This window comes from Burkholderia sp. Bp8984 (assembly GCF_003853755.1).
Classification (GTDB): domain Bacteria; phylum Pseudomonadota; class Gammaproteobacteria; order Burkholderiales; family Burkholderiaceae; genus Burkholderia.
Genome location: NZ_QTQN01000033.1, coordinates 21,745 through 47,049, shown reverse-complemented (window position 1 = coordinate 47,049; position 25,305 = coordinate 21,745). Strand labels below are relative to the sequence as shown.

21 protein-coding genes, 1 tRNA gene and 1 pseudogene are annotated in these 25,305 nt (G+C 65.7%); 10 read left to right on the top strand and 13 right to left on the bottom strand.

Translation table 11 applies throughout. The annotated features are described in order from the left end of the window. Window positions 1–260 precede the first annotated feature (260 nt). The 4 genes from DID98_RS27625 (at window position 261) to DID98_RS27610 (ending at window position 5,193) form a co-directional block, all read left to right on the top strand. Window positions 261–752, top strand: coding sequence for a MarR family winged helix-turn-helix transcriptional regulator (locus tag DID98_RS27625; RefSeq protein ID WP_014897211.1), 492 nt, complete (start codon window positions 261–263; stop codon window positions 750–752). 87 nt (window positions 753–839) lie between these two features. Continuing rightward, complete coding sequence (locus DID98_RS27620; RefSeq protein ID WP_124488904.1) at window positions 840–2,336, top strand: efflux transporter outer membrane subunit; 1,497 nt, start codon at window positions 840–842, stop codon at window positions 2,334–2,336. Window positions 2,337–2,388: 52 nt separating this feature from the next. Beyond that, a complete protein-coding gene (locus DID98_RS27615; protein WP_124571739.1) occupies window positions 2,389–3,606 on the top strand; it encodes an efflux RND transporter periplasmic adaptor subunit in 1,218 nt (405 codons plus the stop codon). A 27-nt stretch (window positions 3,607–3,633) separates the two neighbouring features. Next, entirely contained in the window at window positions 3,634–5,193 is a 1,560-nt protein-coding gene (locus DID98_RS27610) for a DHA2 family efflux MFS transporter permease subunit (protein ID WP_044846030.1), read from the top strand. Window positions 5,194–5,285: 92 nt separating this feature from the next. Here the strand turns inward: DID98_RS27610 and truB are convergent, their stop codons facing one another. The 9 genes from truB to DID98_RS27565 form a co-directional block, all read right to left on the bottom strand. After that, window positions 5,286–6,218 carry a tRNA pseudouridine(55) synthase TruB gene (gene truB / locus DID98_RS27605; protein ID WP_124571738.1) on the bottom strand — a complete coding sequence of 311 codons (933 nt, stop codon included), beginning with the start codon at window positions 6,216–6,218 and terminating at the stop codon, window positions 5,286–5,288. A 13-nt stretch (window positions 6,219–6,231) separates the two neighbouring features. Then, window positions 6,232–6,630, bottom strand: coding sequence for a 30S ribosome-binding factor RbfA (gene rbfA, locus DID98_RS27600; RefSeq protein WP_006495346.1), 399 nt, complete (start codon window positions 6,628–6,630; stop codon window positions 6,232–6,234). 113 nt (window positions 6,631–6,743) lie between these two features. Further along, window positions 6,744–9,665, bottom strand: coding sequence for a translation initiation factor IF-2 (gene infB / locus DID98_RS27595; RefSeq protein ID WP_124488901.1), 2,922 nt, complete (start codon window positions 9,663–9,665; stop codon window positions 6,744–6,746). Between the two features lie 91 nt (window positions 9,666–9,756). Beyond that, window positions 9,757–11,232, bottom strand: coding sequence for a transcription termination factor NusA (gene nusA, locus DID98_RS27590; protein ID WP_044846033.1), 1,476 nt, complete (start codon window positions 11,230–11,232; stop codon window positions 9,757–9,759). Further along, window positions 11,232–11,690 carry a ribosome maturation factor RimP gene (rimP, locus tag DID98_RS27585; protein ID WP_014897219.1) on the bottom strand — a complete coding sequence of 153 codons (459 nt, stop codon included), beginning with the start codon at window positions 11,688–11,690 and terminating at the stop codon, window positions 11,232–11,234. The genes nusA and rimP overlap by 1 nt, the downstream gene beginning before the upstream one ends. Window positions 11,691–12,108: 418 nt before the next feature. Beyond that, the gene (gene rluB / locus DID98_RS27580) at window positions 12,109–13,818 is read right to left on the bottom strand and encodes a 23S rRNA pseudouridine(2605) synthase RluB (RefSeq protein WP_124522554.1); all 1,710 of its coding nucleotides are present in this window, start codon (window positions 13,816–13,818) and stop codon (window positions 12,109–12,111) included. 60 nt (window positions 13,819–13,878) lie between these two features. Beyond that, a complete protein-coding gene (gene scpB / locus DID98_RS27575) occupies window positions 13,879–14,901 on the bottom strand; it encodes an SMC-Scp complex subunit ScpB (protein WP_124571737.1) in 1,023 nt (340 codons plus the stop codon). A 272-nt stretch (window positions 14,902–15,173) separates the two neighbouring features. Then, window positions 15,174–16,376 (bottom strand): pyridoxal phosphate-dependent aminotransferase, encoded by a 1,203-nt coding sequence (locus DID98_RS27570; RefSeq protein ID WP_124571736.1) that lies wholly within the window; start codon window positions 16,374–16,376, stop codon window positions 15,174–15,176. 66 nt (window positions 16,377–16,442) lie between these two features. Then, a complete protein-coding gene (locus DID98_RS27565) occupies window positions 16,443–17,345 on the bottom strand; it encodes a LysR family transcriptional regulator (protein ID WP_124488898.1) in 903 nt (300 codons plus the stop codon). 430 nt (window positions 17,346–17,775) lie between these two features. Here DID98_RS27565 and DID98_RS27560 point away from each other — a divergent pair. Together DID98_RS27560 and DID98_RS27555 are read left to right on the top strand one after the other, a co-directional pair. After that, a pseudogene (locus DID98_RS27560) lies at window positions 17,776–18,171 on the top strand (transposase); the annotation flags it as partial. 202 nt (window positions 18,172–18,373) lie between these two features. Continuing rightward, window positions 18,374–18,625 (top strand): hypothetical protein, encoded by a 252-nt coding sequence (locus DID98_RS27555; RefSeq protein WP_124488897.1) that lies wholly within the window; start codon window positions 18,374–18,376, stop codon window positions 18,623–18,625. A gap of 180 nt (window positions 18,626–18,805) precedes the next feature. On the opposite strand, the gene DID98_RS27550 is transcribed toward DID98_RS27555, so the two are convergent. After that, window positions 18,806–19,123 carry a hypothetical protein gene (locus tag DID98_RS27550; RefSeq protein ID WP_044846039.1) on the bottom strand — a complete coding sequence of 106 codons (318 nt, stop codon included), beginning with the start codon at window positions 19,121–19,123 and terminating at the stop codon, window positions 18,806–18,808. A gap of 157 nt (window positions 19,124–19,280) precedes the next feature. On the opposite strand from DID98_RS27550, the gene DID98_RS27545 reads away from it, so the two are divergent. The 3 genes from DID98_RS27545 (at window position 19,281) to DID98_RS27535 (ending at window position 20,893) form a co-directional block, all read left to right on the top strand. Next, window positions 19,281–19,997: a YdcF family protein gene (locus DID98_RS27545; RefSeq protein WP_124571735.1), complete on the top strand. Its 717-nt coding sequence runs from the start codon at window positions 19,281–19,283 to the stop codon at window positions 19,995–19,997. Between the two features lie 223 nt (window positions 19,998–20,220). Then, window positions 20,221–20,499 (top strand): hypothetical protein, encoded by a 279-nt coding sequence (locus DID98_RS27540; RefSeq protein ID WP_059608570.1) that lies wholly within the window; start codon window positions 20,221–20,223, stop codon window positions 20,497–20,499. Between the two features lie 136 nt (window positions 20,500–20,635). Beyond that, the gene (locus DID98_RS27535) at window positions 20,636–20,893 is read left to right on the top strand and encodes a hypothetical protein (RefSeq protein ID WP_006486090.1); all 258 of its coding nucleotides are present in this window, start codon (window positions 20,636–20,638) and stop codon (window positions 20,891–20,893) included. Between the two features lie 711 nt (window positions 20,894–21,604). On the opposite strand, the gene bamC is transcribed toward DID98_RS27535, so the two are convergent. The 3 genes from bamC to DID98_RS27520 form a co-directional block, all read right to left on the bottom strand. Next, window positions 21,605–22,813, bottom strand: a complete 1,209-nt coding sequence (bamC, locus tag DID98_RS27530; protein WP_044846042.1) for an outer membrane protein assembly factor BamC — start codon at window positions 22,811–22,813, stop codon at window positions 21,605–21,607. 140 nt (window positions 22,814–22,953) lie between these two features. Next, window positions 22,954–23,030 (bottom strand) — tRNA-Pro (locus DID98_RS27525). 171 nt (window positions 23,031–23,201) lie between these two features. Then, on the bottom strand, window positions 23,202–23,915 hold the full coding sequence (locus DID98_RS27520) for a methyltransferase domain-containing protein (protein ID WP_124488894.1): 714 nt from the start codon (window positions 23,913–23,915) through the stop codon (window positions 23,202–23,204). A gap of 347 nt (window positions 23,916–24,262) precedes the next feature. Here DID98_RS27520 and DID98_RS27515 point away from each other — a divergent pair, with 347 nt between their 5' ends. Beyond that, on the top strand, window positions 24,263–25,123 hold the full coding sequence (locus tag DID98_RS27515) for a tyrosine-protein phosphatase (protein ID WP_311767943.1): 861 nt from the start codon (window positions 24,263–24,265) through the stop codon (window positions 25,121–25,123). Window positions 25,124–25,305 lie beyond the last annotated feature (182 nt).

Here is a 25,305-nt window from a genome sequence, read left to right as displayed (position 1 = left end):
CTTGGAAAGCCTCAAATTATAGCACGTGAGAATGTCGAGAGCCGGACCGTGTGTTGCAACGCGAAAGATGATGCGCCCCGCCCTCGCCTCGCAGAGGGCGATTTCGCCTGCCGACACACCGCCCACGAACGAAGACCCTGACGTCCGCAAGGGAATTTCGGGCCGCGCAGCGCCCGCCCGCCCGTTCGATTAATATTTGCCGCGGCAAGCAAATAGCGCCTATACTGCTGCCTAGTCAACTATTGCAGCTTCAGGGTTTTATGTCGGATTCTCCTTCCCAACCGCCCGTTTCACCGCTGTCCTCGTATCAGATGAACGACAGCGTCGGTTATCTGATGTCGCGTGTGAAGTCGGTGATGACCAACCTCGTCACGCAGCGTACGCAGGAAGAGCTCGGCATTACGGGCACGCAGGCGAGCATGCTGTTCATGATCGCCGTCGGAAAGTGCTCGACGGCCGCCGAACTCGCTCGGGAATACGGGATCGACGCGAGCGCGGTCACGCGCCTGCTCGATCGCGTCGAGAAACGCGGCCTGCTGTCCCGCGTGCGCAGCATCGAGGATCGGCGGGTCGTACGCCTCGAGCTGACCGATGAAGGCCGCGCGCTTGCCGAGCGTTTGCCGCCGGTGTTCCGCAGCGTGCTCGACGAGCTGCTGGACGGATTTACGCCGGAAGAAGTCGGGTTCCTGAAGAGCATGCTGCGCCGCATTCTCAGCAACTACTGCGAAACCGCGGGCGGCAGCATCACGTAATAGTTGCCATAACAATTACTTTTGACAGATCAATGTAAGGAAATCCTTGCAGTGTCCATCATTCATTCCGAGTCAGGGAACAGCGCGATGAAATCCTCCCCGTTGTCCGTGCGCGCCGGGTCGTGCCGCGCCGCCGTCGCCGCCGCGGTTGCCGCGCTGGCGCTGGCGGGCTGCGCAAACTACATCGGCATCAAGAGCGACAAGCAGATCGCACCCGCATCGCAATTCGAAACCGCCCAGAGCCTGCCGGCCCAGGGCGGCCAGTGGCCGGCGCTCGACTGGGCCAACCAGTTCGGCGATCCGCAGTTGCCGAAGCTGATCGACGAGGCGCTCCAGGGCAACCCGTCGATCGCGCAGGCACAGGCGCGCATCGCGAAGGCGTCGTCGTACATCGAGTCGTCGCGCTCGAACCTGATGCCGAAAGCCGAAGCCAGCTACTCGTGGACACGCGAGCTGTATTCGTCGAACGCGCTGTTCCCGCCCCCGTACGGCGGCCAGTGGTACAGCGAGAACAACGCGCTCGCGAGCGCGTCGTGGGATCTCGACCTGTGGGGCAAGAACCGCGAGCGCCTGCACACCGCCGTGTCGCAGGAAAAGGCCGCCGAGGCCGACATGCAACAGGCGCGCATCACGCTCGCGTCGTCGGTGGCCCGCACCTACAACTCGCTCGCCCAGCTGTATGCGCTGCGCGACATCGCGCAGCGCGAGATCGCCAACCGCCAGACGGTCGGCAGGATCACCGACGGCCGCGTGTCGGCCGGTCTCGACACCAACGTGGAACGCCAGACTGCGCGCGGCAACATCGCGACGACCCAGGCATCGCTGTCCGACCTCGACGGCCAGATCACGACCGTGCGCTACCAGCTCGCCGCACTGCTCGGCAAGGGGCCGGATCGCGGGCTGCAGATCGCCGCGCCGGTGATGAACCCGACCGGCGAAGTCGCACTGCCCGGCAACCTGCCGGCCGACCTCGTGTCGCGCCGTCCCGACATCGTCGCCGCGCGCTGGCAGGTCGAGGCCGCGATGCACGACGTGAAGGAAGCAAAGGCCGAATTCTTCCCCGACGTGAACCTCGCGGCCGGCTTCGGCTTCGATGCGTTCGGCTGGGGCAAATTCCTGAATTTCGCGAGCCGCCAGGCGCAGTTCGGGCCGGCCATCCACCTGCCGATCTTCGATGCCGGTGCGTTGCGCGCGCAGCTCAAGGGCCGCTACGCGGACTTCGACCTGTCGGTCGCGAACTACAACCAGACGCTGATCAGCGCGCTGAACGACGTCGCGACGCAGGTCGCGTCGATCCGTGCGGTCGATCGCCAGATGGATGACGCGCAGCGTGCGCTCGATGCGTCGACGCGGGCGTACGACCTCGCCGTGATCCGCTACAAGGCGGGCCTGTCGCCGCAGCTCCAGGTGCTGACCGCGGACACCAACCGCCTCGCATCGGAACAGACGGTGACCAACCTGAAGATGCGCCGGCGCGACATGCAGCTCGCGTTGATCAAGGCGCTCGGCGGCGGGTTCGACGCGACCGGCACGCGGCTCGCCGCGCCCGACGCCGACAAGCAGACAAGACAGGCCGCCAACTGATCCGGCGCCACCACTACGCAGACACTCGAAATAACGGACGGAGAAAATCGCCATGAGCGACCCTCAACAAAACGCCGCCAGCGCACAGCCGCAGAACAACGGGAAGCGCAAACGGATGATGACGCTGCTGATCGCGGTCATCGTGATCGCGGCCATCGCGTACGGTCTGTACTACTTCCTCGTCGCGCGCTTCCATGAAGAGACGGACGACGCATACGTGAACGGCAACGTCGTGCAGATCACGCCGCAGGTCACGGGTACCGTGATCGCCGTGAAGGCCGACGATACGCAGACGGTCAAGGCCGGCGATCCGCTGGTCGTGCTCGACCCGGCCGACTCGCAGGTCGCGCTGCAGCAGGCCGAGGCCAACCTAGCGCAGACGGTGCGCCAGGTGCGCGGCCTGTTCGTCAACGACGACCAGTACCGCGCGCAAGTCGCGCTGCGCCAGTCCGACCTGTCGAAGGCGCAGGACGACCTGCGCCGCCGGATGGCCGTCGCACAGACGGGCGCCGTGTCGCAGGAAGAAATCTCCCATGCACGCGACGCGGTGCGCGCCGCGCAGGCGTCGGTCGACGCCGCGCAACAGCAGCTCGCATCGAACCGCGCACTGACCGCGAACACGACGATCGCGTCGCACCCGAACGTGATGGCCGCGGCAGCGAAGGTTCGCGACGCGTACCTCGCGAACGCGCGCAACGTGTTGCCCGCACCGGTCACCGGCTATGTCGCGAAGCGCTCGGTTCAGGTCGGCCAGCGCGTGTCGCCGGGCAACCCGCTGATGTCGGTCGTGCCGCTGAACGCGGTGTGGGTCGACGCGAACTTCAAGGAAGTCCAGCTCAAGCACATGCGCATCGGCCAGCCGGTCGAATTGACCGCCGACATCTACGGCTCGTCGGCCGTCTACCACGGCAAGGTCGTCGGCTTCTCGGCCGGCACGGGTTCGGCGTTCTCGCTGCTGCCGGCGCAGAACGCGACGGGCAACTGGATCAAGGTCGTGCAGCGCCTGCCGGTGCGTATCGAGATCGATCCGAAGGAACTCGAGAAGCATCCGCTGCGCATCGGCCTGTCGATGCAGGTCGACGTCGACATCAAGGACGAGCACGGCGACCAGCTCGCCAACGCGCAGAACACGGTCTACGAAACGAACGTGTTCGCGAAGTACGGCGACGAAGCCGACGCCGAGATCGCGCGCATCATCGCCGAGAACGCCGGCGGCAACGCGCCCGCACCGGCCGCGGCGAAGTCGAACGCCGCCGCCAAGATGATGTGACGGTTCCGACTCCGGAAAACTATCGACATGGCACAGGCTCCTGTCTCCCACCCGCCGCTGCAGGGCGGGCAACTCGTGCTCGGGACGATCGCGGTATCGCTCGCGGTGTTCATGAACGTGCTCGACACGTCCATCGCGAACGTCGCGATCCCGACCATCTCGGGCGACCTCGGCGTGTCGTCCGACCAGGGTACGTGGGTCATCACGTCGTTCGCCGTCGCGAACGCGATCTCCGTGCCGCTGACGGGCTGGCTGACCGACCGCTTCGGTCAGGTCCGCCTGTTCCTCGCGTCGATCATCCTGTTCGTCATCTCGTCGTGGATGTGCGGGCTGTCGCCGAACCTGCCGTTCCTGCTCGGCTCGCGCGTGCTGCAGGGCGCGGTCGCGGGCCCGATGATTCCGCTGTCGCAAGCGCTCCTGCTGTCGAGCTATCCGCGCGCGAAGGCACCGATGGCGCTCGCACTATGGGCGATGACGACGCTGATCGCGCCCGTCGCGGGCCCGATTCTCGGCGGCTGGATCTCGGACAACTATTCGTGGCCGTGGATCTTCTACGTCAACATCCCGGTCGGCATCGCCGCCGCCGCCGCGACGTGGGCGATCTATCGCAATCGGGAGTCGGCCGTGCGCCGCGCGCCGATCGACGGCGTGGGCCTCGCGCTGCTGGTCATCTGGGTCGGCTCGCTGCAGATCATGCTCGACAAGGGCAAGGATCTCGACTGGTTCGCGTCGACGACCATCATCGTGCTCGCGCTGACCGCTGTCATTGCGTTCGCGTTCTTCGTGATCTGGGAGCTGACCGCCGAGCACCCGGTCGTCGACCTGTCGCTGTTCCGCATGCGGAACTTCACCGGCGGCACAGTCGCACTGTCGATCGGGTACGGCCTGTACTTCGGCAATCTCGTGCTGTTGCCGCTGTGGCTGCAGACGCAAATCGGCTACACCGCGACCGACGCCGGCCTCGTGATGGCGCCGGTCGGGTTGTTCGCGATCCTGTTGTCGCCACTCACCGGGAAGTATCTGCCGCGTACCGATCCGCGCTTCATCTCGACGGCGTCGTTCCTGACGTTTGCGCTGTGCTTCTGGATGCGTTCGCGATACACGACGGGCGTCGACGAATGGTCGCTGACGCTGCCGACGCTCGTGCAGGGTATCGCGATGGCGGGCTTCTTCATCCCGCTCGTGTCGATCACGCTGTCCGGCCTGCCCGGCAACCGCATTCCCGCGGCGTCCGGCCTGTCGAACTTCGTGCGGATCATGTGCGGCGGCATCGGCACATCGATCTTCCAGACCGCGTGGGACCACCGCAACAACTTCCATCACGCGCAACTGGTCGAGCAGGCGAACCCGTACAACCCGACGTTCAACCAGGCCGTCACACAGATGCGCAGCCTCGGGCTGACGCAGGACCAGGCGCACGGCCTCATCAACAACATGGCCACGCAGCAGGCTGCGCAACTCGGCGTGAACGACCTGTTCTACATCTCGGCGGCGATCTTCGTGCTGCTGATCGGACTGATCTGGATCACGAAGCCGGAGCGCGCGGGCGGCGGCGATGCGGGTGCGGCGGCGTCGGCTGCACACTGAGCACCGCGCTCGAACCAGCGCGCCCAACAAAAAACCCGGTCGATTTCGACCGGGTTTTTTTCGTTCCGACGACGGCGCTTGCGCGCCGCGCATCATGCAGCCGTCACGACGAGGCGTTCGGGCGCGAGCACGCCGTTGGCCTTGCGCGCCACGCCGAGCAGTCGCTGCGCGTCGTACACGCGCACACGCTCGCCCTCGGCCGCATCGATCGAATCGAGCGCCGACAGCGGCAAGCGCTGGCCGTGCAGGAATCGCTTCGCACTCGTTTCGTCGAGGCGCACCAGCGGAAACGTCGACAGCAACGCGTCGACCGGCTGCAGCCACGCGTCGCGCGCGCCTTCGGCGGCATCGGACAGCGCGTCGAGCGTCACCGCGTGTTCGAGCGTCAGCGCGCCGACACCCGTGCGACGCAGCATCGTCAGATGCGCACCGCAGCCGAGCGCTTCGCCGATGTCTTCGGCCAGCGTGCGCACATACGTGCCCTTGCTGCAGGTCACGCGGAACGTCACGTCCGGCAATTCACAGGCCAGCAGATCGAGCGCGTGGATCGTCACGTTGCGGCCTTCCCGCTCGACGGTCTGGCCCGCACGCGCGTATTCGTACAGCGGCTTGCCATCGCGCTTGAGCGCCGAATACATCGGCGGCACCTGCACGATCTCGCCGGTAAAGCGCGCGAGCGCCGCTTCGACCGCCGCACGGTCGCATTCGACGGCGCGCGTGTCGAGCACGTCGCCTTCCGCGTCGCCGGTGGTCGTGCGCACGCCAAGACGCATCGTCGCTTCGTAGGTCTTGTCCGCTTCCAGCAAGTCCTGCGAGAACTTCGTCGCTTCGCCGAAGCACAGCGGCAACAGGCCCGAGGCCAGCGGATCGAGCGTGCCGGTATGGCCGGCTTTCTTCGCGAGAAGCAGGCGCTTCGCGCGAATCAGGGCGTCGTTGCTCGACAGGCCGACCGGCTTGTCGAGCAGAAGGACGCCGTCCAGCGCGCGCCGCGGCACGCGTGGACGCTGGGGAGCTGCAGTCGTCATGGGGCGTGCGCGCTCAATCGTCCTTCGCGGGCGCGTCGGCTTCGTCGTCGTCCTTCGCGCGCGTCGAGTTGGCTTCCTTGATCAGGCGCGACATTTCCACCGCCTTCTCGATCGTCTGGTCGTAATGGAAGTGCAGCGTCGGCACCGTATGAATGTGCAGGCGCTTGAACAGCAGGTTGTGCAGGTGGCCCGACGCGTGGTTCAGCGCTTCCTGCGTCTTGTCCGGATCGCCGGTCAGCGCCGTGAAATAGACCTTCGCGTGCGCGTAGTCCGGCGTGAGCTCGACGCTCTGGATGGTCACGATACCGATGCGCGGGTCTTTGACCTCGCGCATGATGAGTTCGGACAGATCGCGCTGAATCTGGTCGGCGATCTGAACGTTGCGATTGGGGGAAGTACGTTTCCTGGACATGATCGATCCGTGATCCGTTTATCAGGATAAAGCGACGCGCCGTTGGCACGCCACCATGAAAATGGGCGGGACAGGCCCAAGCCTGCCCCGCCCCATGAGCCGATACGCGACGATTACAGCGTCCGTGCGACTTCGGTCACTTCGAAGACTTCGAACTGGTCGCCTTCGATGATGTCGTTGAAGTTCTTCACCGACATACCGCACTCGAAGCCTTGCTTGACTTCCTTCACGTCGTCCTTGAAGCGCTTCAGCGATTCGAGTTCGCCCGTGAAGATCACGACGTTGTTGCGCAGCACGCGAACCGACGACGAGCGCTTGACGATACCGTCGGTGACCATACAGCCGGCAACCGTACCGACCTTCGGCACCTTGAACACCTGGCGCACCTCGACCATGCCGGTCACGACTTCGCGCTTCTCCGGCGCCAGCATGCCCGACATCGCGGCCTTCACCTCATCCACTGCGTCGTAGATGATGTTGTAGTAGCGGATGTCGATACCGTTCGCTTCGGCCAGCTTGCGCGCCTGTGCATCCGCACGCGTGTTGAAGCCGATGATGACCGCCTTCGATGCCGTTGCCAGGTTGACGTCGTTCTCGCTGATGCCGCCCACCGCGCTGTGCACGATCTGCACGCGCACTTCGTCGGTCGACAGCTTGAGCAGCGACTGCACGAGCGCTTCCTGCGAGCCCTGCACGTCTGCCTTGATGATGAGCGGCAGGTTCTGCACTTCGCCTTCGCCCATCTGCTCGAGCATGCTTTCCAGCTTCGCGGCCTGCTGCTTCGCCAGCTTGACGTCGCGGAACTTGCCCTGACGGAACAGCGCGATTTCGCGCGCCTTGCGCTCGTCCGGCAGCACGATCACTTCCTCGCCTGCACCCGGCACTTCCGACAGACCCTGGATTTCGACCGGGATCGACGGGCCGGCTTCCTTCGTCGGCTTGCCGTTCTCGTCGAGCATCGCACGCACGCGGCCGTAAGCCGTGCCTGCGAGCACGATGTCGCCGCGATTCAGCGTACCCGACTGCACCAGGATCGTCGCGACCGGGCCCTTGCCCTTGTCCAGCTTCGCTTCGATCACGATGCCCTTCGCCGGCGCCTCGACCGGTGCCTTCAGTTCCAGCACTTCCGCCTGCAGCAGCACGTTCTCGAGCAGGTCGTCGATACCGGCGCCCGTCTTGGCCGACACCGGCACGAACGGCGAATCGCCACCGTATTCTTCCGGCACGACGCCTTCCGCGACCAGTTCCTGCTTGACGCGGTCCGGGTTCGCTTCCGGCTTGTCGATCTTGTTGATCGCCACGACGATCGGCACGCCACCCGCCTTCGCGTGCGCGATGGCTTCCTTCGTCTGCGGCATCACGCCGTCGTCGGCAGCCACCACCAGCACCACGATGTCGGTCGCCTTCGCGCCGCGTGCACGCATTGCCGTGAACGCTTCGTGACCCGGCGTATCGAGGAACGTGATGACGCCGCGCGGCGTTTCGACGTGGTATGCGCCGATGTGCTGCGTAATGCCGCCCGCTTCGCCCGCTGCAACCTTCGCGCGGCGGATGTGGTCGAGCAGCGAGGTCTTGCCGTGGTCGACGTGACCCATCACGGTGACGACCGGCGGGCGCGGCAGCTGTTCCGCATCGGTACCGGTCTCGCCTTCGACCAGCAGTGCTTCCGGATCGTCCAGCTTCGCGGCAACCGCGCGGTGGCCCAGTTCCTCGACGACGATCATCGCCGTTTCCTGGTCCAGCACCTGGTTGATCGTGACCATCTGGCCCATCTTCATCATCACCTTGATGACTTCGGAGGCCTTGATCGACATCTTGTGCGCGAGATCGGCAACCGAGATGGTTTCCGGCACGTGCACTTCACGCACGATCGGCTCGGTCGGTGCCTGGAACGTCGATGCGCTGTCCTGGTGACGGCCGCGACCCTTCGGGCCGCCGCGCCAGCCGCGGTCGACGCCGCCGCTCGAATCGCCGCGCGTCTTGATGCCGCGGCGCTTCGCTGCGTCGTCCTGCCAGCCGCCCTTGCCGCCGCCCGGCTTCTTGTTGCGGTCGCCCGCGCCTGCCGGTGCCGTCGTGGCCGCCGGCGCTGCACCGGCCGGCTTCTTCACGGCCGGACGTGCCTGCGCGCCTGCGCCCGCCGGCTTTGCCGGCTTGTGCAGCGTGCCCTTCGCTTCGGCCGGCTTCGGCGGTTCCACCGGCTTCGGCGGCTCGACTGCCTTGACCACGGCCTTGCGCGGCGTGTTCATCATTTCGCGGATCGCGCGTGCTTCGGCTTCTGCCGCCGCGCGACGCTTGCTGATCTCTTCCTGCTCGGCGCGCGCCTTGTCCGCAGCCTCGCGGGCAGCATCCTCGGCCTTCTTCGCCGCTTCGCGCTGGGCCGCACGTTCGGCGGCCGCGCGTGCTTCATCCTGCGCGGACTGCGCACCGGCTGCTTCCTGCTGAGCCTCGGCGGCCTGCTGGGCAGCCGCCTGCTGTGCCGCTGCGGCTTCGGCCGCGGCACGCTTCGCCGCCGCTTCTTCCTCGGCACGGCGGCGCTCGGCTTCGGCCGCTTCCTCACGGGCACGGCGCTCGGCTTCCTCGCGCTCGAGGCGCTCCTGGCGCTCGCGCAGTTCCTGCGCCTGCTTCTCGAGCAGCTCGGCCTCGCGGCGCGCTTCTTCCTCGCGACGCTTCAGTTCCGCATCGTCGTCCGCTTCGGCGACCTGCGCCTGACCCTGTTCCGCACCCTCGGCCACGTCGTCGCGCTTGACGAACGTACGCTTCTTGCGGACCTCGACCTGAATGGTGCGAGCCTTGCCCGTCGCGTCAGATTGCTTGATCTCCGACGTATGCTTGCGGGTCAGCGTGATCTTGCGCTTGTCGCCGTCGGTTGCGCCGTGTGACTTGCGCAAATGATCGAGCAGACGCGCCTTGTCCGCTTCGGACAGCGCATCGTCTTCACTCGCTTTCTGGACGCCCGCTGCCTGCAGCTGTTCGAGCAGCACACCAGCAGGCATTTTCAGTTCCGCGGCAAATTGGGCTACGTTGTTACTCGCCATTCATTCCTCTTAGTGCAAGGACCGATTCCTTGCGGTTAGCATCGGGTCAGGCCATACGGCCGCCATCAAATCAGTGCGCCATGGTCATTTCTCACTGGAACCAGTGTTCACGTGCTTTCATGATCAACGCCTTAGCGGCATCCTCTTCCATCCCGGTCATATCGACCAGTTCATCCACGGCCAGCTCGGCGACATCGTCGCGCGTCTGCATGCCGTGTTCGGCCAGCTTCGCGAGCAACTCCGGCGTGATGCCGTCGAGGCCCTTCAAATCCAGCGCTGCATTTTCAACCTTTTCTTCGTTCGCGATCGCCATCGTCAACAGTGCGTCGCGTGCGCGGTTGCGCAGTTCGTGCACGGTGTCCTCGTCGAACGCCTCGATTTCGAGCATTTCGTTGAGCGGCACGTACGCGATCTCTTCGAGGCTCGTGAAGCCTTCGTCGATCAGGATGTCGGCAACTTCTTCGTCGACGTCGAGACGCGCCATGAACAGCGAACGCAGTCGGTCGCGCTCTTCACCCTGCTTCAGGGCGGATTCGTCCGGCGTCATGATGTTGATCTGCCAGCCGGTCAGTTCGCTGGCAAGGCGAACGTTCTGACCGCTGCGGCCGATCGCGACAGCCAGCTCGTTTTCGTCGACGACGACGTCCATCGAGTGCTTTTCTTCATCGACGACGATCGACTGGACGGCTGCCGGCGCGAGCGCGCCGATCACGAACTGGGCGGGATCCTCGGACCATAGCACGATGTCGATGTTTTCGCCACCGAGCTCGTTGCGCACGGCCTGCACGCGGGAACCGCGGATGCCGACGCAGGTGCCGATCGGATCGATCCGCTTGTCGTAGGCGATCACGCCGATCTTCGCGCGCACGCCCGGATCGCGAGCGGCTGCCTTGATCTCGAGCAGGCCCTGCTCGATTTCCGGCACTTCCATCTCGAACAGCTTCATCAGGAACTCGGGCGCCGTGCGCGAGAGTTCGATCTGCGGGCCGCGCGCGGTGCGGTCGACCTTCGCGATGTAGGCACGCACGCGGTCGCCCACGCGCAGGTTTTCCTTCGGGATCAGCTGGTCGCGGCGCAGCAGCGCTTCGACACGGCCCGATTCGACGATGAAGTTGCCCTTGTCGAGGCGCTTCACCGTGCCGGTCATGATCTTTTCGCCGCGCTCGAGGTAGTCGTTCAGGATCTGCTCGCGTTCGGCATCGCGCACCTTCTGCAGGATCACCTGCTTCGCGGCCTGCGCGCCGATACGGCCGAACTCGATCGACGGCACCGGCTCCTCGATGAATTCGCCGACTTCGACGTCGGGCTTCTGCTCACGTGCTTCGAACAGCAGGATCTCGCGATCCGGCTCCTGCAAGCCTGCCTCGTCGGGCACGACGAGCCAGCGACGGAAGGTTTCGTGCTCGCCGCTTTCGCGATCGATATGGACGCGGATTTCGGCGCCTTCGTCGAACAGCTTCTTGGAAGCGGAAGCGAGCGCGGCCTCGAGGGCGCCCAGCACCACATCCTTGTCGACGTTTTTCTCGCGCGCCAGCGCATCCACCAGCATCAACACTTCGCGACTCATTATTTGCGGCTCCTAAAGTCAACTTGCGGAATCAGGCGGGCTTTGTCGATATCGGCCAGCGTGAAATCCAGCATGGCTGCCTCGCCCTTCTTCCTCTCAAATTCCAAACCGATCGTTTCGCCATTCGGCGCGTGCAGAATGCCCCGGTACGTCTTGCGCCCGTCCAGCGGCTTTTTCAAGGTCACGGAAACTTCGCTGCCGGCGAAGCGCTCGAAGTCGGCCAGCTTCTTCAACGGGCGGTCGAGCCCCGGGGACGAGACTTCGAGCCGTTCGTAATCGATGTTTTCGACCGTCAAGACGTGCTGGAGCTGACGCGTGACCTTTTCGCAATCTTCGAGCGAGATGCCGGCAGGCTGATCGATGTAGATGCAAAGCATGCCGCGCCCGGTGCGCTCGAGATCCACCAGCTCGTAGCCGAGCCCGGTGACCGTGGTTTCTATCAGTTCCGTCAGTTGCACAGTGTCCTCTCAGGTGTTCGCGCCCGCCGCTCGCGATTCACCCGCGGGCGCGCGCCTTAGCCGGCGCAGGAAGCGCTACCCGAGATGCCTAACCGTTTCAGCAAAAAAAAATGGGCGGAACGCCCATCTTCTTACTGGTGGTCGCACCTGAGCCGCACATTGAATCCGTACGCCCAGCGACTCCGCGATTATAGCGATTTTTGGCGCAAACGCCAAGCCAGCCGGTAAAAGCAGCGTCCAGCCCGCCTTTACCGACCAAAAATGCGAAACCGGACTGTCCGACCAGGCGGCATAATCCGGCAGCGCGATATATATACAGTCAAAAGCAAACCACGCAGGGCGAGGTGCCGACCCAACCGGACTCGTGCCGATTTCGCCGGCACACCGGCGGCTTCACGCCGCCGGACGCCGCAAACGCTCAGCGACCCCGCGAGCGATTGCGCTGCGGACGCTGACCGCCGCGCGCACCGCCACCGCCGTTGCCGGCGCCTTCGGCGCGATTGCCGTTGGGATTGCGGTTGCCGCCCTTGCCGCCGCCGCGCTTGCCGCCAGCGCCTTCACGCTTGGGGCCCGCGCCATACGACGCACGATTGCCGTCGACATCGCGACCGCCGCCCGAGCGGTTGCCATAACCCGACGGCGAAACCGGCAAGCTGCCGTAACCGCTCAGGCCGGGCAGGCCCGGGGCGCCGCGCCGGCCGCCACCGCGACGCGGCTGGTCGAGCTGACCATGCGTCGTCAGCACCGGCTCGCGGCCGATGAAGCCCATCGACGTCTGCATCGGATCCGGCTGGCGGCGCTCGGCCTGCCCTGCACCACCGCGCTTGCCCTTTTCCTCGGACGGCGCCTTCAGGCCGACGGTCGCCATCAGCTTGCGCACCTGCGCCTCGTCGAGCTCTTCCCAGCGGCCGCGCTTCAGGCCGCGCGGCAGCGGGATCGGACCGTGGCGCGTACGGATCAGGCGGCTCACCATCAGGCCGGCCGCCTCGAACATCCGGCGCACTTCGCGGTTGCGGCCTTCGGCCAGCGCAACGTGATACCAGTGGTTCGTGCCTTCGCCGCCGCCGTCGCGGATGCGCAGGAAGTTCGCCGGGCCGTCATCGAGCTCGACGCCATGCAGCAGTTTCTGCCGCATCCCTTCGGACAGTTCGCCGACGACGCGCACCGCGTACTCGCGTTCGACGCTGTAGCGCGGATGCATGAAGCGGTTCGCGAGATCGCCCGACGTCGTCAGCATCAGCAGGCCTTCGGTGTTGAAGTCGAGACGGCCCACCGCGAGCCATTTCGCCGTCTTCATCGGCGGCAGGCGGTCGAACACCGACGGACGACCTTCCGGGTCCGCGTGGCTGACGATCTCGCCGGTCGGCTTGTGGTACAGCAGCACGCGCGGCGGCTTGTTCGGCAGCTTGCGCTTGACCGGCTTGCCGTTGATGCGAACCTGATCGGTCGGCATGATGCGCTGGCCGATATGCGCGGGCTCACCGTTCACCGACACGCGGCCGGCGACGATCAGCTCTTCCATTTCGCGGCGCGAACCCATGCCGGCTTCCGCGAGCACCTTGTGGAGCTTCGGCGCGTCGTCGTCCGGCGACAGCACGCGCTTGTTCGCCGGCTGGCTGCGGCCGCGACGCAGCATCGGCGCACGTACGCCGCTGCCGCCCGCCGAATTGTCCGCGTCGAATGCCGGCGACGTCACATAGGCGAACAGATCGTCCTGCGACGCTGCGTCGCCTTCGGCCTTCGCCGCGCCGCCCTCGGCCTTCGCCGAACCGCCGCGTCGCCCCTGGCCGCCTTGCCCGCCCTGGGCACCCTTGGCTGCGCCTTCGCGCTTGCCGGCCGGCTTGCGGCCACCCTTGGCCGCACCTTCCTTGCGCGGCGCGCGTGCGGGCTGCGCTTCCGCCGCGTCGGCCGGCTGCGCTTCCGCGCCCTCGCCGCCCTGCGACTCGCCATCGCCCTTCGACTTGGCTGCCGCGCGGCGACGCGCGATCAGGCTGCGCGGGCCGCGCCGCAGGCCGCGGCGGGGACGCTCGTCACCACCCGCGGCCGGAGCGTCCTGCTCCGGCGCATCGTCGGCACGCGCGGCCTGCACGGCAGGCGCGGACGATTCAATATCGTGGATATCAGTCAAAACAACCTCAAAATGTCAGGTCTCGCGCCCGACTCGGGCGCGGCAAGAAGTCGGCCGCGATCAGGCGCGGCGCTGTTCGGGTTCTGCTTCGTCGTCCGGCAGCGCGTCGGCGCCGATGGGCGCGCTGGCACTGCGTACGGCGTCGGCGAGGCTGTCGGACGTATCGTCCAGCAACTCGCCGTCCGCAGGACGGGAGCGTGAGGCGTCGGCCTGGCCAGCCTCGCCCGGCATGTCGCCGGCCGCTTCCGCTCCGTCTCCGGCAACCGCGTCGGCAGCCGGCTTGCGATCTTCCTCGTTCCACACCGCGTGCAGCGGCTCGGGCTGCTCGCCGGCCGGCGCTGCTTCGGCGCCGCCCTGTTCGCTCTGAACGCGATCCGCTTCCAGCGTATCGCGGTTCGGCATTTCCTGCGTCGGCGCGCCTTCCGTTGCGGCGTCGCCCGGCAATTCGTCCGACCGAACGTACGACTCGTCCGCCGCCGCCTCGCCGGCTTCCGGCACCGCGTCCGCCGCCGGCGCATCGCCGTCGAAGTCCATCGCCTGCTGCGCGAGCAGCGCGGCTTCGATGTTCGCCGCCGGCTCCTCGAGCGCCGGCAGGTCGTCGAGCGCCTTCAGGCCGAGATCGTCGAGGAACTGCTTGGTCGTCGCGTACAGCGCCGGGCGGCCCGGCACGTCGCGATGCCCGATCACCTCGATCCAGCCGCGATCCTCGAGCTGCTTGACCACCTGCGTATTGACCGTGACGCCGCGAATCTCTTCGATGTCGCCACGCGTGACGGGTTGCCGATACGCAATGATCGCGAGCGTCTCGAGCACCGCACGCGAATATTTCGGCGGCTTCTCGGGATGCAGTCGGTCCAGGTAATGGCGCATCGCCGGCTTGCTCTGGAAGCGCCATCCGGTTGCCAGCGCCACCAGTTCGACACCGCGGCCGGACCAATCCTGTTTCAGATCTTCGAGCAACGTGCGGACCGTGTCAGCCGACACGCCGTCGGCAAAGAGCTTGCGCAAATCGCCGAGCTTCAGCGGTTCCTGCGCGCAGATCAAAGCAGTCTCGAGGACGATCTTCGCCTCTTGGGTATTCATGCAGCTAGGCCAGACCCTGTGGTCAAACGAACCGGATCAACAAACAGACGAAAGGAACGGAAGACGCGCTCGCCCGATTCTGATCGGTCATATTGATGGGAGCACGAACCGGGGGCGGCGAACCAACTTCAAGCCAGGCCCAAACCGGACGGAACAGCACGGTTCAACGACGGAACCGCGTGACTGAGCGCCATCTTACGCAAAATTGCCCGGTGCGTAAAGATGAGCCGAAAGGCCCGCCGCCCGCATGCCGCACCCGCTCCGCCCCCGCTTCAACGCAGGCCTGCGCCGCGCGCGAGGAACGCCCGCAAGCGCTCGACGCCTGCCTCGAGCCGCACCGGATCGCACGCGTAGCACCAGCGCACGAACCCTTCCCCCTCCGGGCCGAACGCGCGGCCGGGCGCCAGCCCGAGCCCCGCCTCGCGCACCAGCGACTTGCAGAACGCAAGACTGTCGTCCGCGCCCGGCAACCGCAGGAACAGGTACATCGCACCCGGCGGAGGCGGCACGTCGACGCCCGGCAACGTGCGCAGCGCGGCGACCAGGTGGTCACGCGCACCGCGCAGCGCCGCGACGAACGACTGCACGAACGGCTCGCCGTCACGCAGCGCGACTTCTCCCGCGGCCTGGATGAAACCCGGCGCGCACGATGTGTTGTACTCGACCAGCTTCGACAGATCGCCCATCACCGACGCCGGCGCGACCAGCCATCCGAGCCGCCAGCCCGTCATCGCCCAGGCCTTCGAGAACGAATTCACGACGATTACCCGCTCGTCGCGCGATGCGATGTCCAGGAACGACGGCGCGCCGTCCGTGCCGAACACGAGCCGCTCGTATACCTCGTCGGCGACCACCCAGATGCCGTGGCGCCGGCAATGCGCGAGCACGACCTGCTGGTCGTCGCGGGACATCACCCAGCCGGTCGGATTGTTCGGGGAGTTGACGAACAGCATCCGCGTGCCGGGCGTCAGCGCCGCGATCAGCCGGTCGACGTCGAGCCGCCAGCCCGCATCGCCATGGCGGAGCGACACGCACTCGACCTGTGCACCGAGGATCTTCGGGATCTCGACGAGGTTCGGCCAGAGCGGCGTGACGGCGACGACGCGGTCGCCCGGGCCGACCAGCAATTGCGCGGCCAGCATCAGCGCGCTCACGCCCGAACTCGTCACGGCGATCGTATCGGCCGCCGTCGCACCGTGACGCGCACCGACATAGGTCGCAATCGCGTTGCGCAGCGGCACGGTGCCGAGGTTGTGCGTGTAGAAGGTCGCACCGTCGCGCAGTGCCGCGGCAGCCGCGTCGCGAATGAATTCGGGCGTCACGCGATCGGATTCGCCGAACCAGAACGGCAGCACGTCGGGTACGCCGAAGCCGGCGTTCGCCACTTCCCGGATCAGCGACGGACGCAGCGCCTGAACTGCGCTGCGCGCCGCCGGCTCGCCCGTCGCCGGGCCGACATCTGCGGAATGCGTCATCGAGAACCGCCACCGAGGAACACGATCCGCGTAGTGTACCGGCGTGCGCGCCCGATCCGCACCCTTTCAGTCGAGATCCTCCGCCCGCGCCGGCATCTGGCGCACGAGTTCCCAGATCGCCTGCGCGGCCGGCGACAGCGAGCGGTCGCGGCGGCGCACCAGCTCGACGGTGCGCTCGGTACGCGGCGTCAGCGGCCGCGCGACCAGTGTCGATCCGGCCGGCAGCGGCAGCGACAGCCACGGCTGCACGCTCACCCCGACGCCGGCCTCGACGAGCCCGAACACCGTCGCCGAATGCCCGAGCTCCTGCATGACCGTCGCATTGACCCGATGGGCGGCCAGCGCGGCGTCGATCAGCGGCCGGCTTCCGGACGCATGGTCGAGCAGCACGAGACGCTCGCCGTCGAGCGCCGTCCACGGCACCTCGGCCCGCGCCGCGAGCGGATGATCGGCGCGCGCGACCAGGCAGAACGAGTCGGTCATCAACGGTTCGCATACGAGATCGGCAACGGCGAGCGGCCCGATGACGACGCCGAAATCGACTTCGCTCGACTTCACCTTGCGCAGGACGTCGCTCTGCACGTCGTCACGCAGGCCGAGCGTGACGAACGGGAACTGGCGTTCGCACGACGCGACGACGCGCGGCATCAGCCGGCACGCAATCGTCGGGCTCGCAGCGACGATCACGCGCCCCCGCCGCTGCTCGCCGATCTCGCGAATCTCGCGCAGCGTGTCGTCGAGATCGGCGATCAGGCGGGACACGCTCGCGATCAGGTTCGTCCCGACGTCGGTCAACTGCACGTCGCGCGTCGTCCGGTCGATCAGCTTCAGTCCGAGCTCGGTCTCGAGTTCGCGTACGCAACGGCTGACCGCGGACTGCGTGAGCCCGATCTCGTCGCCCGCGCGACTGAAGCTCCGGAGCCGCGCAACCTCGATGAATACGCGAAGCTGGCGCAGCGTAACGTTCATCCCCTCTCCTCATCAATCGTCGATACCGATGCGCGATTTTAATGCGCGCCATCGTCTTCGATGTGCGAATCCGGCACCGGCAGCACATGTTTCGCTGCGGTGCAATATCGACGCAAACGCACGTAGCACGGGCGACTTGCACAAGATTGGTGATTGTCCTGATTTGCTGGCGGGTTATTTTGGCGTCTTATACGCCCCTAGCTGACTTAGCCGTCAGCCCGCTGCCAAGCGGCTCTCGCGGGAATCGCCTCAGACATGGCACACATCGTGCTTTATCTGACGTACAGGGCGCAGGTCGAGTCGGACAGAGGGCAGAAACGCCGCTGCCGGCCAACCGGAAGCCCCCACCCGGCACTCGACGATCGAGTGCTTGAAGAGTGCGCGGCGCAGGGCAGCGCACCGGAGTTAGCTTCGCTGAGGTGAGGACATGATGCTGTTCGACGATTTGAGAGATAACGAGTGGGCGCTGGTCGAAGGTCTGTTTTGCTCGGAACCCGCACGCAGTGAACGGCGCGGCCGTCCCCGCGTGGAGGCCCGTTCGGTGGTAAACGCCGTGCTGTGGGTACTGTCGACGGGTGAAGGCTGGTCGAAGCTGCCGGGCCGCTATCCGTCGCCGCCGACCTGCCGCCGTCGCTTCGACGAATGGCAGGCAGACGGCACGCTCGCCGAAATCGTCAAGCGACTCGGCACGAGCGGCCGCCAGATCTCGCTGCGCGGGCGCATCGGGGCGAGCGCGACGAAGCCGCCTGCACCGCCGAGCCGCGACCGGCTGCGCGGCGCCTTCTGGACCAACCCGGAATCCTGGCGCGCCCCCGTGAAGATGGCGTAACGCATGCTCGATCGGGCGGCTTCGGCCGCCCGGTTTCTTTCAGTGCCACGCGCTTTTGCGCGGCGCTCGCGTCGCCGTCGATTACGCCTGTCGTGCGGCGATACATCTATTTACGATTATTTACAGCAAGCCTGCACTCCCACGCTTACCTTAGCGAAATATCAACAGGCCGCGCCGGTGGCTTGAAGGGAGCCCCGCCATGAAACCAATGTCACTGCTCGTCGCATGCGGCATTGTCATTTCGCTGGCGCTGACCGCCCCCGCTCGCGCGGACGATCGCGCGAAGCCGCCTCACCACCAGCAGGATCATCGGAACACCCTTCGCCAGCAACCGCCCGCCGCGCCGCCCAATCGGCAGACCGTGCCGCGCGGCGATTTGCGCGGCGACATCGCCAGCAACGCGCGCGCGCGCACTGGCTCGCAGCCGACCGACCTGCCGCGTCATCCGTAGTCCGCAGGATTTCGTCAAAGAAAATTACCGGATTCGGGAACTGCCCGACATGCGACGAGTCACATTCGTTGCCATGAGCATAGCGTGGCAACAGCAAAAGTATCCGGTACGCCCGTATCCTCGCGATACGGGCTTTTTTTGCGTCACCGGTGGCCGGCGCGCGAGAACGGGAGTGCGCCGCTACAGGCGGCTTTCGAGAATCGCCACGGCGCTCGCTTCGCTCAATGCGTAGTCGTCCATACGGCGATCGGTCCAGGAAAGCAGTTTCTCATCACGCTCGAGGCGCGCGCATTCGGCACGACCGTTGTCGGTCAGCACCGCGATGTCGACCGGCGCATGGAAACCCGGTGCGGGAGCAACGGTCTTCTGCCTGACCGTGTCCATCAGCCCCAGCGACCGGAGATACTCGAACACGCCCGGGCGGCGCGCCCACGGTACCTGGCGGTACTGCACTCGTCTCAATGCGTCGAGCACCGCTTCGTTGGAATACGTGGTCATCTCGATTCTTTCTTAAAGTGCAGCGACAATGCGAAGCGGCGCGCCGGGCGGGAGCTCCGCCCGCCGATACCGCCACCGATTCTGGGGGCCGACGTTCGGCGTCGCGTCAGGGCCGGATCGTCAGCCGTCCATAAAAAGACACCATACCCCAATCAAATTGATTCTGTTCGATTCATTTGTACTTCTCTTCATCGGTTTCATGCTCTGCCGCAAGCGGCGGCGACTCGTCGCGATCGCGAGCGTCGCGCTATTCTGGCTGCTCGCGACAGGCTGGCTCGCCGCGCCGCTCATCGCATGGACCGAGGCAGGCGTGACGCCGGTCGAGCGCGCCGACATGCATGGCCGGACCACGTTGATCATCATCGGAGCCGGCACGCGGCGCAGCGACGCCGGCCTGCGACCGCCTCCCGACGGGGAAGCACGCATCCGCACGACCGCGGCGCTCTACCGCACGTGCCGGCAGCAGGCCACGCGCTGCACCGTGGTGATGTCGGGCGGCGACCCGCAACGTCACGGCGAAACCGAGGCGGCCGTCTACGGGCGCCTGCTGGTCGCGGCGGGTGTCGCTTCCAGCGACCTCATCCGCGAGCCGAACAGCCGTACCACCTACGAAAATGCGAAATTCACTGCATCTATACTACGCTCACAACATGACGACACGCGCATTCTCGTCACGTCGTCCTATCAGATGCGCCGCGCATTGCTCGATTTCCGCCGCTTCGGCATCGATCCGCAACCCGTTTATTCGAACCGCCGGCGCGCGCAAACGGGCTGGCTGCCCCGCTGGCACAACCTGGAAGACGCGAATCAGGCATTGCACGAACTGATCGGCATCGCGCAGTTCCACGTATACCGATGGCTCGGCTGGTTTTGATGGCAACGCTTGCACCGGCAGCGAACGCGACGGTGCCGCCCCGGAATGGCATGCGCATGACGGAATGCACGAAGTGTTGCGCGACTTCAACGGGGTCTTGCGCTGTGCCTCGATCCGGTGCACATTGATCCGTCACTTTTGTTACACTCGACACGCACTCGATTGCAGTCGCCAGACAAAACGGCAACATTCGGGTTCATCACCACTTAGCGGAGGTAAAGCAATGAAGAAGACGTCCCTGGCTATTCTGGTCGCGATGTCGGCGCTGACTGGCGCAGCGTATGCGCAAGAGAGCACGCAAATCCAGACCATCACCGACCCGGCGAAGATCGCCGAGATCGAGCAGCGCGCACAGGCACTGCAACAGCAGCAAGCAGCCGAGGCTGCACAGCCGGCGGCGCAGGAAGAGCACCACGGCAAGAAGGCTGCTCACCACAAGGCAGCGAAGAAGGCTGGCAAGAAGGCCGCCAAGGCCGCTCCGGCAGACGCTGCCAGCCAGTAAGTTCGGCGGCACCGCACAAGCGAAAAGCCGAATCCGGGCAACCGGGTTCGGCTTTTTTGGTTGCGGCGCCTGCGCGCTGTGCTAAAGTCGCGCACCGAAATTTTCCACCCGTGCGCACCCCGGTGCGGAGGACAGCATGAGCAACATTCAACTCGACATCGAGTGGACCGAAGCAGCCACTCGCAAGATCAAGCAACTGATGCCGCGCGGCTCGGACGACGCCTTTCTCGCGCTGCCGCCGATCGAGTGCCTGCCGATGGAGGGCGACGTGCTTTTCCTCGGGCCGCAAGGCAAGCAGCAACCGTTCATCGTCGCCGAACGCCAGTATCACCACGACGGCGATGCCGACTGGACGATCATCCTGATCCTTGACGTACCCAGCGCGTCGCACTGACGCGTCGCGGCGGCCGGCAACGCGTCCGGCCGCACCGCCCTGCTCGCATGCGCTGCGACGGCACGCGAATCCCGGGCCGATCGAGCCGGTCCACGTCCGTTTCGCGATTGAGCGGCGTGTGAGCGGAACGCTCACACGCCGCCAACGCGACCTCGCCCTACCGGCGCTCGCCGGATGCGAACCGCGCCGCCCCCACTCCAATTGATTGCGAATCACCGAATCCCGCACAGGCCGGATCGGCGCCCTCGCATTGCGGCCCCACCAAAAAAATTGCCCGCGCTTCATACGAAGCGCGGGCGAAACCGTCGCCCTACGAGGATAGGCGACGGGGCCATCGAGACCCGCGCGCGGCGCGGATCATCATCGGTTGTGCCCGCGCTCGCAGCGCCGGCATCTGGGGACGTCGAAACCGTTGGTCGGGCGTTCGCGACGCCTGCCCGGTCTCTGGCACCACCCTCCCTGTCCTAACGATTCGAACTAATAAAGCAGTTTGCGTGCCAGGTGCATTTTCGAAAGCACATCATTGATCCATAAGGATATTTTTCGGGACCATGACGATGTAACACCCGTTCCGCCGCCGTAACGCGCGGATGTTACGTAACGTCACAAGGCGGAGCAGCCGAAGGTCCCGCACACGCCGACGTCACGGCGCGCGACCATAAAAAAAGCCCGCCGGGCGGCGGGCTTGTTCGACGAGCGGGATCGTCGCGATCAGCGCAGCTGATTCACGAGCAGCCCCATGATCTGCCGGGCCGGCGACGACGAATCGATCGCACCCGAATCGTCGACGACTGCCACACGCGTCTGGTCGGCCGTCAACGCCTTCACGTTGACGCGATACTGCTTCGCCTGCTTTTCCTTCTTGCCGTGGAACAGTTGGCTCCAGAAGCCCTGCTCGGCCGCGCTCAGATCCTTCGGATCGACATAACGCACGAAATACAGACCCTTCGTGCGATCGCGATCGTCGACCGTGAAGTTCGCGCGATCGAGTGCGAGGCCGACGTGCAGCCACGACCGGTCGTACGGCTCGCCGAGCGTGACTTCGGACGGCACCGCACTCGTGTCGACGTCGTTCGCTTGCGACGACGTACGCGCGACGTTCTGCGCAGCGATCGCCGCGGCAGCCGCCTTCGATGCGTCGGTATCGGCCTTCTTGTCCTTCGGCACCGTGTTGTCGTTGATGTTCGCGACCGGCGGCTCGCCGTTCTTCGCACGCTGCTCGTTCTGCGCGAGCACCGCCATCAGCCGCTTCAGGTATTCCGTCTCGAGCGCCGGATCGTTCGGCTTCGCTTCCCACTTGCTCGAATCGTTGTTCGCGCCGGTGATCGCCTCGCGCATGCCCTTCTGGCTGACGAACACATAGGTGCCGCCGTTCGGCGCCGAATCGAGGCGCGTGCGGTACTTGTTGCGCTCGGCCGTCACGTACGAATTGCCCATCGCTTTCGAGATCACACTGCGGATCAGGCCGTCGTTGATCTGCGGATGGGTCTCGTTCCAGTCGGTTTCCATCACGCCCTTGTCGCGCTGGTCGACGACGAGCAGGAAGCCCTGCTCCTGCCAGAAGCGGCGCACTTGCGGCCAGATGTCGGCGGGCTTCTTGCCGTCGATCACGAGCCAGCTCTCGGTGCCGTCGCGCTGGATATGCATGCCGGCCACGGCGGGCGCGACGGTATCCGTCGCGGGCGCCGTGTGCTGGACCTGCTGAAGCGCGGACAGGGAAGTCGCGCCGCCCTGCGGCGGCAGCGAACGCTGATCGGCCGTCTCGTCGAGCATGTTGGGCGGCACTGCGAGCGACGCTTCCTTCGATTTCGAATCGCTCTTGTAGTCCACTTTCGTGGGCGACGACGTACCGCAACCGGCGACGAGCGCGCCAGTGGCGAGCACTGCAGCGAACCGCATGGTAAGACGAAGATCAGTCATGTTCGGGGAATCCTCTTCCGCTAAATCACGGCGCTTTCCGTGGATCAACCTTGCATTTTACCGGGGCCGCGCCGGGATGTGCAAAAAAGCGACGGGCAAGAAAAAACCCGCGTCAGCCTGAACTGACGCGGGTTCTTATCTGGTCGGGGCGAGAGGATTTGAACCTCCGACCACCTGCACCCCATGCAGGTACGCTACCAGGCTGCGCTACGCCCCGAAAGAAAAAAATTATAACAGAGAGTTGGCCGGTTTAGAACGGGTCGCATGCATTTTGTGCATGTTCTTGCCGAAATTTTTTGTGCGCACGTGGCGTGACCGATTCGACACGAACTGCGACGCACATGACGCCCCGCCGGTCCGTCGTCCGTCCACACGATCCGCCTGACGCTCACGCGCTGCGCGCGACACAAATCACCGTGAGCCCCGCCAACCGGTTGAACCGGAACATCGGCAACTCGGCGCGGCAGATCAGCTTGAGCAAACCATTGACTACCGGATTGTGTCGACGCAGTTGCGACGCGGGTTCGCGTGGCTGGCGACGCGCTCGCTCGCTCAGTCGCAATGCCGCCGCGAGCGGAAACGTGAAGCCGAAGTAGTAAGCGCCGCGCTCGACCTCGAGCCCCGCACGGCGCACGACGTCTTCGAGGCCGTCGAGCGTATACCTGCGCTTGTGTTCGAGAAAGTCGTCGTGCGCGCTCCAGAGGAACTGAAACGCGGGAACGGTGATCAGGAAGCGGCTGCCCTTCGGCACGCCGGCCACATATTGTGCAAGCAGCCCGACATCGTCGTCGACGTGCTCGAGCACGTCCATCAGCAACACGAGATCGGCATCGAGCCGATTGACGGCGCGGCGAAAATGGACGGGCTTGCCTGCCGCCTCGCCGTCGGTATCGTCGGCGTAGCTCGTGTCGACACACCACGCTTCCGTCGCCTGCGTGCGCTCGAGCAAATGTTTCGAAAAGAAACCCGAGCCCGCGCCGACATCGAGTATCCGGTTCGCATCCGCCGCGCCCAGAAACCGGCGAATCGCGCTCGCCTTCGACGCGTAGTACCAGTGATCGCCGACGTCCGCTCCCAATACGTCGAGTTCCTTCAGATCCATGACGCCTCCCCCGTGTCGGCCACCATGCTTCGATCATCAAGCTACTGACGCCGATCTTACCGCGCCGCAGCCGTCGCACGCATCGCAAGTTGCGCGAATTGCACCGCGCCCGCATCGCGTCCTAGTCGAAAAGGACGATGGCCGTTTCGCCGCGGATCGCTACCGTGCGCTTACCCGGCGCGAGATCGACGCGCCCGGCGCATCGTCCGACTGCAGGCCGATCGAGATCGCAGATCTGCGCGTTGCCGCGCGGCGCGCCGGGCCGGCAGCGACTTCGATCGCAACGGCGGTCGCAACTTCCCGTGACAGTCTCCGACAAAGGTCAGTGAATGCATCAGAAAAACGAAATTTCCCGACGACACTTTCTCCGGCTGGGCGCCGGCACGTTCGGCATCGCGCTGGGAAGCGCGTCGCTTCTGTCCGCGTGCGGCGGCGATTCGATCGCGATCGCCCCCGTCACGACGCCCAGGCTCGCCTCGGTAGCGAACTTTCGTGATACCGCAGGACCGGACGGAACGGGCTATGCCACCCCGAGCGGCGCAGCGATGAAAAAAGGCGTGATCTACCGGTCGTCCGCGCTCACGTTGTCCGCGGCCGACGTCGCAACGGTCGATACGCTCGGCATCACGCAGGTGTGCGACCTGCGCACGACCTCCGAGATCCAAGCGCAGCCGGATGTACCGTTGGCGGGCGCCATTTGGCAGAACCTCAACGTGCTCGGCGCCGCCAATCTCGGCCCGCTGCCGACCAGCGGCGCGACGGCCACGGCCTTCATGATGAGCATGTATCGGGCGTTCGTGACGTCGGAAACCGCACGCACGAGCTACCACGCGTTGTTTGCCGGCTTCGCCTCGTCCGGCGGCAATCTGGTCCTCCACTGCACGGCCGGCAAGGATCGCACCGGCTGGGCGACGGCCATCCTGCACACGATCCTCGGTGTCCGCCCGCAGACGATTCTCGCCGACTATCTGCTGACCAACGTCTACAGCGCGTCGGAAATCGCCGCCTATGTCGCGCAGGCGCAAAAGCGCGGCGGGCAGGATGCGGCCGACATGATGGCCGCGCTGCAAGGCGCGCAAGCCGCCTATCTGCAGGCGGCGTTCGATCAGGTCGTCGCGTCGTATGGCTCGATGACGTCATACATCGAGAACGGCCTGCAGCTCGACGCGTCGACGCAGAATGCGATCCGGCAGCGCATGCTGGTCTGACCGACCATGCAGGCGGCGCTGGCGACAGCGCGGCTGTCATCGCGCTGCCGCCGCGCCCGGACCGGACACGGCCTTCATCCGGCACGAAACCCGGCGTCAACCCACGCCGCCGGGTTTGCCGATCCGGCGCAATGCGCGCCGCCCCTCGACCGCAAAACCAAACGACCGTTTGATATTGCCGC